Here is a 12832-nt window from a genome sequence, read left to right as displayed (position 1 = left end):
AGAGCCGCGGTAAGCACGTAAGTGCGGGTTTGCGAGTGGCGCGCGTGAACTGTGGAAGCACGCAGAGCGCCCGAATACGAGTAAACAAGCGGCGATAGCCGCAGTAAGCACGTAAGTGCGGGCTTGCGAGTGGCGCGCGTGAACTGTGGAACATAGATGTATTTTCAGAAAAGAGGTTTAATCATTATGTCAATAAAGAAAGCGACACTTGTACTGGAGGGAGGAGCTACCAGAGGTGTTTTTACATCAGGAGCCCTCGATTATCTGATGGATCAGGATATCTATATGTCGCATGTGATCGGAGTTTCTGCAGGATGCTGCAATGCGGCCGGATATGTATCCAGACAGCCCCGGAGGACAAAAGAGTGTATGATTCCGGCGGATAAGAGCGGGAATTATTATTACGGACTCCGGGATTTTGTAAAGGAGAAGAGCGTCATGAATATGGACCTGATCTTTGACAAATATCCGAATGAACTGATTCCTTTTGACTATGACACATATTTTAATTCGGGGATTACATGTGAGATAGTGACGACCAACTGCATTACGGGAAAAGCGGAATATATGACAGAAGATCATGACAGAGAGAGACTGATGAAAATCTGCCGTGCTTCCTGCAGCATGCCGCTCCTTACCCCAATTGTAAATATCGATGATATTCCATATCTGGACGGTGGCCTGGCTGATTCCGTGCCGATAAGACGTGCCCGTAAGATGGGAAATGAGAAGATTGTAGTGATCCTTACAAAGAATAAGGGATACCGCAAGAAAGTAATATCGCCGGCCCTGCAGAGAATATACAGAAGAGCATATAAGTCTTATCCGAATCTGGTACGTACCATATTCCGAAGGAGTTTTGAATATAATAAACTGATGAATCATATCGACCAGCTTGAGAAAAGCGGTGAGATTTTTGTGCTGAGACCACAGGTGAAACCGGTGTCCAGGCTGGAGCGCAACAAAGAATCGCTGGAAGCTTTTTATGAGCACGGATACAGCTATATGGAGCGTAAGATGGACGACCTGATGGAATATCTCGAGAGATAAAAGCTCTGTAAAAGATTAGAAACGCTTTCTACAGTGACGATATATAAGAGTGAGCATATGTAAAAGGAGAAAGGGAGAGATGGGGAAACAAGAGATATTAGATTATACGCAGAACAGAGAACTGTCGTGGCTGCGCTTCAACCAGAGAGTGCTCGAGGAAGCACGGGATGAGACTGTCCCGCTGATGGAACGGATGAAGTTCGTCGCAATTTTCACGAGTAATCTGGATGAATTTTTTATGATCCGGGTAGGAAGTCTCTATGATATGGCGGCTGTTGACAATAAAAAGCTTGATACAAAATCGGGCATGACGCCGCTGCAGCAGCTCGAAGCTATCTACCAGGCAGTAGCTCCGCTGTATAAAGAGCGCGATAAAACCTATGCAGAGATCAAGAAACAGCTCAAGCCATATGGCGTGTGCGGTCTGGATTTAAAAGAGCTGGAACAGCAGGAGAAGAAATATGTAAAGAAATATTTTAAAGAACAAGTCCTTCCGGTTTTGTCGCCGCAGATTGTGGATCCGAATCATCCGTTTCCACATCTGCTGAACAAGGAAATATATGTGGTGGCGAATCTGAAGCAGGGCGGCAATACAATGATGGGAATCGTACCGGTCCCGCAGTATATTCCGGACGTGCTCTACCTGCCGGGGCATGACATCCGCTATGTCAGGATGGAGAAAGTCATCATGGAATATCTGGAACTGGTATTTGATAAATATGAAGTTTCAGACAAAAATTATATCTGCGTGACAAGGAATGCGGACATTTCACCGGATGATGAGGCTTATGCAGACAACGAAGACTTTCGGTATATTATGAAAGAGACGCTGCACAAAAGAAGAAGAATGGCAGTTGTGCGCCTTGAAACCGCTGCTTCGCTTCGAAAAGAGATGGAGAAATATTTATGCAGTCGCTTTAAAATTACTCCAGAGTGCATATTCCGGACGAAAATGCCGATGAAACTGGGATTTATATTCGCTATCACTGATAAGCTTCCGGAGTCCATGAAGCGGGCGCTGATAGAAAAACCGTTCAGTCCTCAGCCATCGGTATTCCTGGCAGACGGCAGTGTAATGGAACAGGTGAAGAAAAAGGATGTTCTTCTTTCTTATCCGTATGAGAGTATGGACCCGTTTTTGCAGCTCATCAAAGAGGCCGCTTATGATCCTGATGTCATGACCATCAAGATTACGATCTACCGTCTGGCGAAGAAGGCGAGACTTGTAGAATATCTCTGTGCAGCGGCTGAGAACGGGAAAGAAGTAACAGCGCTCATCGAGCTGAGAGCCCGGTTTGATGAGCAGAATAATATTGACTGGTCAGAGAGAATGGAAGAAGCAGGATGCCGCGTTCTTTACGGATTCGAGGAGTATAAAGTCCACTCTAAGGTCTGTCTGATCACCTACAGGAGCAAAAATGAAATCCGTTATATCACACAAGTAGGTACGGGAAATTATAACGAAAAGACAGTAAAGATGTACACCGATTATTCGCTGATCACATCGAATCAGGAGATCGGTGAGGATGCTGCCGTGTTTTTCAAAAATATGTCCATCGGCAATCTGGAGGGAGTATATAATCAGCTGATCGTGTCGCCTACAAGCCTGAAACAGAAGGTCCTTTCCCTTATGGATGGAGAAATCCTAAAAGGGGAACACGGCAGGATTGTTATGAAGATGAATTCACTGACCGATATGGACTTTATACGTAAAGTATCGGAGGCATCCCAGGCAGGAGTGAAGATCGATCTGATTGTACGGGGAATCTGCTGTATACTCCCTGGCATCCCGGACAGGACAGAGAATCTCAGTGTGACAAGCATTGTCGGACGGTATCTGGAGCATCCGAGAGTATTTGTCTTCGGCACAGGTGACGATGCAAAAGTCTATATAGGTTCTGCCGACATGATGACAAGAAATACAGAGAAACGCGTAGAAGTAGCATGTCCGATCTTTGATCCGGCGATCAAAAAGAAACTCATGCATGACCTGAATGTTATGCTTTCAGATAATGTGAAGGCAAGAAAGATGCTGAGCGACGGTACATACAGAAAAAAGGTGCAGGGAGACAGGATTGTAAATGCGCAGGAGACTTTTATGAAAGAAGCGCTGAATGCAAGACGGCCGGCAGGCCCGGTACATAAGAAAGAGAAAGAATCTCTGCTCGATAAATTATTCGGCATATTCCGTAGAAAATAGATCTGAAGATAAGAAAAGGAGAACGATAATGGCAAATCAAACAGTAACAGACTTCGGTAAGACAAAGGAAGGAAGACAAGCATATTTGTATACGCTGGAGAACAAAAACGGATTGAAAGCATATGTATCTGATTTCGGCGCTTCACTTGTCCGCCTGCTTGTACCGGACAGAGAAGGAAAAATGATTGATGTAGTGCATGGATATTCCGATGCTGCAGGATACGAGCGCGGCGATGGCGGGATCGGAGCCACAGTCGGGAGAAATGCGAACAGGATCGGAGGTGCGCAGATTGAGATAGGCGGCGTGACCTATGAGCTTGAGAAAAATGACAACGGCAATAATCTGCACAGTGGATATGACTACTATCAGAAACGAATCTGGTATGTAGAAGAGAAGGCAGAAAGTCAGATTACATTCCTGCTCCACAGTCCGGACGGTGATCAGGGGTATCCGGGAGCGCTTGATATGCGAGTGACCTATCTGCTGGATGACGAGAATACATTGAACATCCGTTATGAGGCAGTGCCGGATCAGGATACGATCATCAATATGACAAACCACAGCTACTTTAATTTAAACGGACATGACAGCGGAACGGTGCTTGAACACAAGGTAAGGCTGGATGCGGATTACTTTACTCCGGCCGACGCAGAGTCTATTCCGACCGGGGAGATCCGGAGTGTTGAAGGAACTCCTATGGATTTCCGTGAAGAAAAAGTACTCGGCCTGGAGATAGATTCTGATTACGAGCCGCTCCGTTTTGGCGGCGGTTACGACCATAACTGGGTATTGAAAAACGAGGGCAGATTTGCTAAAGTAGCAGAAGTGAAGTCAGATAAGAGCGGGATAAAAATGGAAGTGTATACGGATTTGCCCGGAGTACAGATGTATACGGCTAACTTCCTGGACAATGAACCGGGAAAAGATGGCGCTTTTTATGCAAAGAGAAGTGCGGTGTGCCTTGAGACGCAGTATTTCCCGGACGCAGTCCATCATGAGAATTTCCCGTCTCCGGTCTGCAGAAAAGGAGAAAAATATGATACCCGGACTGCATACCGTTTCATGACAGAATAAGAGAAAACAGACGGAACAGAGGCTATTTCGTACTCTTCCGTGGAAAAGGACGACATATACAGACATCTATGGGAAAATCAGTATACATTGCGGAGAAGCCAAGTGTGGCGCAGGAATTCGCAAAAGCATTAAAACTGCAGACAAAAAGGGGAGACGGATATCTGGAATCTGATGAGGCGATTGTTACGTGGTGTGTCGGTCATCTTGTAACGATGAGCTACCCGGAAGCCTATGATCCGGCGCTCAAGAAATGGAGTCTCCAGACGCTTCCGTTTATCCCGGATGATTTTAAATATGAAGTGATTCCTTCGGTGGCAAAACAATTCCGCATCGTCAGCGGAATACTGAACCGGAAGGACGTGGATACGATCTATGTGTGCACCGACTCTGGGCGGGAAGGAGAATACATCTACCGCCTCGTTGAGCAGGAAGCTCATGTAACAGGAAAAAAACGTAAACGAGTGTGGATCGACTCACAGACCGAGGAAGAGATCTTAAGAGGGATACGGGAGGCAAAGGATCTTTCCGAGTACGATAATCTGAGCGATTCGGCTTATCTCAGGGCGAAGGAAGATTACCTGATGGGAATTAATTTTTCCCGTCTTCTTACTCTGAAATACGGCAACAGCATTTCGAACTATCTTAAGACAAAGTATTCGGTTATATCAGTGGGCCGTGTCATGACCTGTGTGCTCGGCATGGTCGTCCGCAGAGAGCGGGAAATAAGAGAATTTGTCAAGACGCCATTCTACCGTGTGATAAGCACGGTCAATGCCTCGGGGCATACGTTCGAGGGAGAATGGAGAGCTGTGAGAGGTTCCCGCTATGTTGAAGAGAGACCGGTCCTGAAAGAGGATGACGGACAGGAGAAAGGAAAATCAGGGGAAGAAAGTCTGATCTACTCACGTGATCTGTACAAAGAAAATGGCTTCAAAGAAAAGGAAAAGGCGGAGGAGCTGATCGCATATCTCTCAGAAGAACAGCCGCTCTCGTGTGTGATCGAATCGGTTGAGAAGAAGAAGGAAAAGAAGAATCCTCCGCTTTTATACAATCTTGCTGAGCTTCAGAATGACTGTTCCAAGCGGTTTAAGATCAGTCCTGATGAGACGCTGCGCATTGTGCAGGAACTATACGAGAAGAAGCTTGTGACATACCCGAGAACAGATGCCCGTGTCCTCTCTACGGCAGTGGCAAAGGAGATCAACAGGAATCTAAACGGCTTATCCAAATATCCCATGGCCGCTCCGTATCTGCAGGATATTTTAGGCTTCGGGAGCCATAAGAATCTGGCGAAGACAAGATATGTCAATGACAAACAGATCACAGACCATTACGCGATCATACCTACCGGACAGGGGCTTGCGGCGCTGAAATCTGTATCGGCGACTGCACATAAAGTCTATGACCTTATTGTCCGGAGATTTTTGAGTATATTTTATCCGCCTGCAGTATATCAGAAGGTGTCCATTGTCTCGAAGATGCGGGGCGAGAGATTTTTCTCCAGTTTTAAAGTGCTGGCGGAAGAAGGATATCTGAAGGTGGCGGGAGTACCGCAGTCGAAGCGTACGGGGAAGAACAGCGGACAGACAGATGCGCAGCAGGAAACCGCCGGGGGAGAACAGGAACAGAACCAGGATCAGGCGCTCGACACAGCACTTTTTGATGTGATCAGGACACTGAGAAAGGGGACAGTCCTCCCAGTGAATTCACTGGATATCAAAGAAGGCGAGACTTCTCCGCCGAAACGCTATAATTCCGGTTCTATTATCCTGGCGATGGAGAATGCAGGTCAGCTTATCGAGGATGAAGAGCTGCGTGCGCAGATCAAGGGAAGCGGGATCGGAACAAGCGCCACAAGAGCGGAGATCTTGAAGAAGCTGATCCATATCAAGTATCTCGGACTGAATAAGAAGACGCAGATCATCACACCTACACTGCAGGGAGAGATGGTGTATGACGTGGTAGACAATTCTATCAGGTCTCTTCTGAATCCCGAACTCACTGCGAGTTGGGAGAAAGGGCTTACCTATGTGGCGGAAGGAACCATCACATCAGATGAATATATGAAGAAGCTCGACGACTTTATTACGAGAAGGACCGTGGGAGTAAAAGGTCTTAACAATCAGTATCAGTTAAGAGCCTGCTATGACAAGGCGGCAGGTTTTTATAAAAAGGGCCGGAAGACCGGCGGAAAGGAAGAGTAACAAATGGAAGCATTGACAGTAAAAGAACTCTATACATTGGACGAGACGATCGCAAAGGATATCTTCGATGGCGTGACTTATCCGTGGGAAGTCCTGCCGAAGATCAGCGCGTTTATCATCGAGCTTGGAAATACTCTGAGCGAAGAAGAATACGAGAAACGCGGGGAAAATGTATGGATCGCGAAATCCGCGAAGGTGGCTCCGACTGCCTATATCAACGGACCGGCGATCATTGGAAAAGACGCAGAGGTACGTCACTGCGCATTCATCCGCGGCAATGCCATTGTAGGAGAGGGCGCTGTGGTAGGAAACTCTACGGAGCTTAAGAACGTGATCTTGTTTAATAAAGTACAAGTGCCGCATTACAACTATGTCGGTGATTCCATACTGGGCTACAAATCCCACATGGGAGCAGGCTCTATCACTTCCAACGTAAAGTCTGACAAGAAACTGGTCGTTGTAAAGACTCCGGAGGGAAATATTGAGACAGGAATGAAGAAGTTCGGAGCCATGCTGGGCGATGAAGTGGAAGTAGGATGCGGCAGCGTGCTTAATCCGGGGACTGTAGTGGGAAGCCACAGTAATATCTATCCGCTGTCCTCAGTGCGCGGATTTGTGCCCGGAAACAGCATCTATAAGAAACAGGGAGAGGTTGTTGAGAAAAGATGAAACAGATCGGATTTATCGGAGTGGGTATCATGGGAAAATCCATGGTGCGAAATCTTATGAAAGCAGGATATGAGCTGCACATTTATGCACGCACAAAGTCTAAAGTGGAGGATGTGATCAGCGAGGGAGCCTTTTTCCACGAGAGCATCGGAGAATGTGTAAAGGGACGCAACGCAGTTATTACGATTGTTGGATTTCCGAGGGACGTCGAAGAAGTATATTTTGACGAGGGAAATATAATGGACAGTGCGGATGAGGGAACATATCTGATCGATATGACGACGACCAGTCCTCAGATTGCGGAAAAGCTTTATGAAGAGGGGATGAAACGAGGGTTCCATGTTCTGGATGCACCCGTCACAGGAGGTGATGCCGGTGCAAGAGAAGGTACGCTCTCTATCCTTGTCGGAGGTGACAGAGAGGACTACGAAGCCTGCCAAGAGCTGTTCGAGGCTATGGGGACTAATATCAATTATGAGGGAAAGTCAGGCTGCGGTCAGCACTGCAAGCTTGCGAACCAGATTATGATCGCGGGCACTCTCTCGGGAGTATGCGAGGCGCTGACTTATGTGAAGGAAAAAGGGCTTGATCCGGAGACATTTATCCGTTCTGTCGCATCAGGAGCGGCCGGAAGCAGGCAGTTTGATACATTTGCTCCGAAGATTGTGGCAGGCGACTATGCGCCGGGATTCTTTATGAAGCACTTTATCAAAGATATGAAGCTGGCGCTTATCGAGGCAAACAGAAGCGGCCTCGATCTCGGAGTACTCAGTCAGGTACTGGCAAATTATGAGGAGCTGGAAGCAGAAGGCCTTGGTGATCTCGGAACTCAGGCTCTCATGAAATTTTATGATGAGGATCACCGCTATTCCGGGGAAGAAGAATGAAAAGCCATATGACAGACCGGCATCTGTGTTTTTCTAAATGAAAGTTTAAGAATAATTAAGTTGACAATTTAAGCGGAGTCTCGTATCATTGTATTAAACTAATAATACAGTGGTGCGGGATTTTTCTGTTTAGTGTTTCCGGTGAAACAGGACTATACTATATCACGGGTACGGATATTCGCCGGACAGCACAAAAATTCCGCGGACAGGAGGATTTATGTTAGAAATACAGGGGTTGAGTAAAACTTATGGAAATAACGTGGCAGTGGATAATGTGAGTTTTTCCGTGCCGGACGGACAGGTAGGAATCCTGCTCGGACCAAATGGCGCCGGTAAATCTACGATCATCAAGAGTATCGCCGGACTTCTGCGTTACAAAGGGGCAATCCGTATCCAGGGACTTCCGGCGAGAAGTATGGACGCAAAGAAAGTATTTGCCTATGTGCCCGAGATACCGAATATGTTTGATGCTCTGACAGTCCGGGAACATATAGAATATATCAGGATGGCGTACAGCAGCGATATTACAGATGAAGAAGTAGATGAGATCCTCAGAGAGTTCGAGATGGAAGACAAGCAGGAGAAACTGGGTAATGAACTGTCCAAAGGAATGATGCAGAAAGTGAGCATCTGCTGCGCTCTTGCTGTAAAGCCCCGTGTGATTCTTCTTGACGAGCCGATGGTAGGGCTTGATCCGGCGGCTATCAAGAAGCTGAAAGAAATAGTCCTGGATCTCAGGAACAAAGGCGTGACAGTTCTGATCAGTACGCATATGCTGGAGATGGTAGAGGAGCTGTGGGATATCATGTTTGTTATGGAGAAGGGACATATAGTCGGCTCGTATACGAAAAAGGATGCAGAAGGCAGGGATCTGGATGAACTGTTCTTTGCAATGACAGGCGGTGAGAAAGAATGAAGGCATTGATCTATCTTACAAAACGAAGTTTTATCAATAATCTGAAACGGGCGGTCAGAAAACCGTCCACACTGATCGCCATGATATTCGGGATTGTGTACGGAATCTTTGTTGTATTTGGTCTGGGAACGCTTGTGGTCAGCGTACATATCGACTCGGCAAACGGGCTGCTTGCGATTCTGGCAGTATGGAGTATCTATTCGGTCCTGGGAAATTTTATGATGTATTCTTCTCGAAAGGGCATTATATTCAGACCGGGACATGCGCATTTTGTGTTTACAGCTCCGCTGAATCCCAAACTCGTATTAATCAGCAGTGCATGGATGAATTATGTGTTGTCACTTGTTATCTGGCTTGTAGTGGGTATAGCTGCGTTTACAGTATTTGGCATCCAGCCGCTGCGAGCTCTGCTGATCGTATTCATGGGATGCGTACTGGAGCTTGCGCTTGAAGTGGCAGTGATGGTATTCCTCTATACGAATGACAACATTCCGGAAAAACTGATGAAAGGAATCCGGATGGCGATCAAAGTGTTCCTGATCGCATTTGCTCTGGGAATCGTACTATATTTCCGGACAAACGGCCTGACTCTGGAAAGCGCATGGAATCTCCTGGATCTGCCTGCTCTGCAGATAATCCCGGTGATCGGGTGGCAGATCGCTGTATATCGGCTGATCCTGCTCGGCCCGACAGTCCTTAATATTGTCTGCTCGATTCTGTACCTTGCCGTAGTAGCTGTCTCTGTGATCGCAGCAGTCCGTATGAAGTGCGACGGCGGATATTATGAGGACGCGGCAAAATTTGCCGATGATTATGCGGATATAAAGAACCGGCAGAAAAACGGCGAGATGGTATTTAGCCTGAGCGGGAAGAAACGCAGTTTTCGCCGTGTACGTGAGAAAATATCCGGAAGAGGAGCGCAGGCAATCTTTCACAGACAGCTTCTTGAATATAAGAAGGAGAGATTCTTTTTCTTTGACAAGTTTACTCTTGTGGCAATAGTTATTGCGTTTGTATTTTCTTACGGGCTCAGCGACGCAGCTGTAGAATCAGGCGCAGGACAGCTGTTCCTGCTTGGAGTAGTGGCATATGTCTCCCTTGTGATGAGCGGTTACCTCGGGAAATGGGAGAATGAGCTTAAAAATCCATATCTGTTTCTTGTGCCGGACACACCGCTTCGAAAGATGTGGTATGCAACTTTGACAGAACACATCAAGGCTTTCATTAACGCCTGCATTATATGTATCCCAATCGGAATTTTCTGGCATGTACCTGTGATTGAGATTATTTTCTGTATTCTGATATATGTGGTGATCCAGGCTGATCGTCTCTACACAACAGTACTTGCCCAGTGTCTGCTCGGGGATGTGTTCGGAAAGACCGGACAAAATGTGCTCAGGATGTTTATACAGATGGCACTGCTCGGTGTCGGTGCGGGAGCTGCTGTTATGATCGGAGTCTTTATAAATATAGATTTTATCTTTCCAATCGTGCTGATCTATAGTATGATGGTTACAGTGGCAATGGGAATTCTGGCGTCTCTGCGGTTTGATACAATGGAACAGCTCGTGTGACATTTCGACGTCGGACAGCAATGGTATTGTATTGATCTAGTGAGAGTGCGGAAGATCCCGGCTGCCCGATCCGAAAGTTAGAAGTGACAGGAGGTAGTACATATGTTGAATGACAACTACGTGACAATGGAAATCGATAAGACGAAACATATCGCCCTCGTAGCGCATGATGGTAAGAAGAAAGAACTGGTGGACTGGTGCGACAGGAATAAAGAGATTCTGAAAGGGCACTTCCTCTGCGGGACAGGGACGACTGCACGTCTGATCGCAGAGCGTACAGGACTTCCGGTGAAGGGATTCTGCAGCGGTCCGCTCGGAGGTGACCAGCAGATAGGAGCCAAGATTGTGGAGGGACAGATTGACTTTATGATCTTCCTGTGGGATCCGCTTGAAGCCCAGCCGCATGATCCGGATGTAAAGGCGCTGCTTCGTATCGCGGTCGTATATGATATACCGATTGCAAATAACCTTGCCACAGCAGATTTCATGCTGAATTCAAAATACATGGAAGAGCCGTACAGCAGACAGATTGAGAATTTCAACAAAACAATCCAGGAACGTGTAGAAAAAATGAAATAGCAGGTTATACATATGAGCTTGACACGGGCGTCGTGCCCGTGTTATTCTATATCAGACAACTTTATTGCTTTAAAGTGCAGAACTTTAAAGCGTAACGCTTTAAAGCAAACGAGTAAGGGCTAGATAAAAGAAAGTTGAGGAATGAGAAATGGGAATTAAGATTATATTGCTTGTCGTATTTTTTGCAATTATGGTAGGAGTGGGGATTTACGCCAGAAGACATGCTACAAGCGTAGACGGGTTTGTATTGGGGGGCCGTTCTGTCGGTCCGTGGCTGACTGCATTTGCATACGGGACGTCGTATTTTTCCGCAGTTGTATTTGTAGGATATGCAGGACAGTTCGGGTGGAAATACGGAATCGCAAGTACATGGATTGGCATTGGAAATGCCGTAATCGGAAGTCTTTTGGCGTGGGTTGTTCTCGGACGCCGTACGAAGATTATGACACAGCATCTGGGATCCAAGACAATGCCGGATTTCTTCGGTCAGCGGTATAGCAGCAAAGCTTTAAAGATTGCAGCGTCAGTTATTGTCTTCGTATTTCTGATTCCTTATACTGCATCGGTATATAACGGACTTTCCAGACTCTTTGAGATGGCTTTTAACATTCCGTATGCATGGTGCGTGATTGCAATGGCTGTATTTACTGCCCTCTATGTGATCCTGGGCGGCTATATGGCAACGGCGATCAATGACTTTATCCAGGGAATCATCATGTTGATCGGAATTGTGGCAGTGATCGCGGCAGTATTGAATGGACAGGGGGGCTTCATGAACGCAGTGTCGGAGATGGCACAGATTCCCAGTGATGTAGCAGTTACAGAAGGACAGCCGGGAGCATTTACGTCATTTTTTGGACCGGATCCCCTCAATTTGCTCGGTGTAGTCATACTGACTTCGCTGGGCACATGGGGACTGCCGCAGATGATCGGAAAGTTTTACGCAATCAAAGATGAGAAATCAATTAATACAGGAACGGTGATTTCCACTTTGTTTGCAGTTGTTGTATCAGGAGGATGTTATTTCCTCGGAGGATTCGCCAGACTGTTCGACAGTCCGCAGATCTATGATGCGACAGGAGCAGTCGTATATGACAGTATCATTCCGTATATGCTCTCGGCTCTTCCGGACATCCTCATTGGTATCGTGGTAGTGCTTGTCCTGTCCGCATCCATGTCCACTTTGTCCTCCCTTGTACTGACCTCCAGCTCCACGATGACACTGGATCTCATTAAGGATAATGTGGTCAAGGATATGAGCGAGAAGAAACAGATCATCACAATGCAGGTGCTGATCGTATTCTTTCTTGTGGTATCTGTTGTAATCGCTCTGGATCCTCCGACATTCATTGCACAGCTCATGGGAATCTCATGGGGGGCGCTGGCAGGCGCTTTCCTTGCTCCGTTTATGTATGGACTCTACTGGAAAGGCGTCACCCGTGCCGGTGTGTGGGCAGGTTTCATCGTCGGAGTGGGCCTTACTGTAGCAAACATGTTTATCGGCTTTATTGAGTCTTCAATTAATGCAGGAGCTGCAGCCATGGTGGCCGGGCTGATCGTAGTTCCGGTAGTGAGTCTGATCTCGCCGAAATTGAACAAGGAAAAAGTTGATGATATTTTTGAATGCTATGAAGAGAAAGTGGTTATATCCAAGAAAAGATCGCTGCAGGAATAAATA

Annotated in this window: 10 protein-coding genes; all 10 read left to right on the top strand. The window is 46.8% G+C overall.

Features of this window, described 5'->3' with window-relative positions; translation table 11 throughout:
• Positions 1-186: 186 nt before the first annotated feature.
• The 10 genes from FNY66_RS08945 (at position 187) to FNY66_RS08900 (ending at position 12829) form a co-directional block, all read left to right on the top strand.
• Positions 187-1050: a patatin-like phospholipase family protein gene (locus tag FNY66_RS08945; RefSeq protein WP_087150884.1), complete on the top strand. Its 864-nt coding sequence runs from the start codon at positions 187-189 to the stop codon at positions 1048-1050.
• A gap of 79 nt (positions 1051-1129) precedes the next feature.
• Positions 1130-3250: a polyphosphate kinase 1 gene (ppk1, locus tag FNY66_RS08940; protein WP_150310889.1), complete on the top strand. Its 2121-nt coding sequence runs from the start codon at positions 1130-1132 to the stop codon at positions 3248-3250.
• A gap of 28 nt (positions 3251-3278) precedes the next feature.
• Positions 3279-4325: an aldose epimerase family protein gene (locus tag FNY66_RS08935; RefSeq protein WP_150310888.1), complete on the top strand. Its 1047-nt coding sequence runs from the start codon at positions 3279-3281 to the stop codon at positions 4323-4325.
• A gap of 68 nt (positions 4326-4393) precedes the next feature.
• Positions 4394-6529 carry a DNA topoisomerase gene (locus tag FNY66_RS08930; protein WP_150310887.1) on the top strand — a complete coding sequence of 712 codons (2136 nt, stop codon included), beginning with the start codon at positions 4394-4396 and terminating at the stop codon, positions 6527-6529.
• A gap of 3 nt (positions 6530-6532) precedes the next feature.
• Positions 6533-7198, top strand: coding sequence for an acyltransferase (locus tag FNY66_RS08925; RefSeq protein WP_087150888.1), 666 nt, complete (start codon positions 6533-6535; stop codon positions 7196-7198).
• The gene (locus tag FNY66_RS08920; RefSeq protein ID WP_087150889.1) at positions 7195-8085 is read left to right on the top strand and encodes an NAD(P)-dependent oxidoreductase; all 891 of its coding nucleotides are present in this window, start codon (positions 7195-7197) and stop codon (positions 8083-8085) included. The genes FNY66_RS08925 and FNY66_RS08920 overlap by 4 nt, the downstream gene beginning before the upstream one ends.
• A gap of 217 nt (positions 8086-8302) precedes the next feature.
• The gene (locus tag FNY66_RS08915) at positions 8303-9001 is read left to right on the top strand and encodes an ABC transporter ATP-binding protein (RefSeq protein WP_087150890.1); all 699 of its coding nucleotides are present in this window, start codon (positions 8303-8305) and stop codon (positions 8999-9001) included.
• Complete coding sequence (locus tag FNY66_RS08910; RefSeq protein WP_087150891.1) at positions 8998-10575, top strand: putative ABC exporter domain-containing protein; 1578 nt, start codon at positions 8998-9000, stop codon at positions 10573-10575. The genes FNY66_RS08915 and FNY66_RS08910 overlap by 4 nt, the downstream gene beginning before the upstream one ends.
• 102 nt (positions 10576-10677) lie before the next feature.
• Positions 10678-11154, top strand: a complete 477-nt coding sequence (locus FNY66_RS08905) for a methylglyoxal synthase (RefSeq protein ID WP_087150892.1) — start codon at positions 10678-10680, stop codon at positions 11152-11154.
• A 148-nt stretch (positions 11155-11302) separates the two neighbouring features.
• A complete protein-coding gene (locus FNY66_RS08900; protein ID WP_150310886.1) occupies positions 11303-12829 on the top strand; it encodes a sodium:solute symporter family transporter in 1527 nt (508 codons plus the stop codon).
• Positions 12830-12832 lie beyond the last annotated feature (3 nt).

This window comes from Mediterraneibacter catenae (genome assembly GCF_008691045.1).
GTDB classification, from domain to species: Bacteria; Bacillota; Clostridia; order Lachnospirales; family Lachnospiraceae; genus Mediterraneibacter; species Mediterraneibacter ornithocaccae.
Note: the sequence above shows the minus strand (reverse complement) of the source record. Positions and strands in the feature narration are given on the sequence as shown.

Coding starts and splice junctions, on each gene's coding strand:
- FNY66_RS08935 (WP_150310888.1), top strand. CDS start 3,279: ATGGCAAATCAAACAGTAACAGACTTCGGTAAGACAAAGGAAGGAAGA.
- FNY66_RS08900 (WP_150310886.1), top strand. CDS start 11,303: ATGGGAATTAAGATTATATTGCTTGTCGTATTTTTTGCAATTATGGTA.
- FNY66_RS08930 (WP_150310887.1), top strand. CDS start 4,394: ATGGGAAAATCAGTATACATTGCGGAGAAGCCAAGTGTGGCGCAGGAA.
- FNY66_RS08925 (WP_087150888.1), top strand. CDS start 6,533: ATGGAAGCATTGACAGTAAAAGAACTCTATACATTGGACGAGACGATC.
- ppk1 (WP_150310889.1), top strand. CDS start 1,130: ATGGGGAAACAAGAGATATTAGATTATACGCAGAACAGAGAACTGTCG.
- FNY66_RS08910 (WP_087150891.1), top strand. CDS start 8,998: ATGAAGGCATTGATCTATCTTACAAAACGAAGTTTTATCAATAATCTG.
- FNY66_RS08945 (WP_087150884.1), top strand. CDS start 187: ATGTCAATAAAGAAAGCGACACTTGTACTGGAGGGAGGAGCTACCAGA.
- FNY66_RS08915 (WP_087150890.1), top strand. CDS start 8,303: ATGTTAGAAATACAGGGGTTGAGTAAAACTTATGGAAATAACGTGGCA.
- FNY66_RS08920 (WP_087150889.1), top strand. CDS start 7,195: ATGAAACAGATCGGATTTATCGGAGTGGGTATCATGGGAAAATCCATG.
- FNY66_RS08905 (WP_087150892.1), top strand. CDS start 10,678: ATGTTGAATGACAACTACGTGACAATGGAAATCGATAAGACGAAACAT.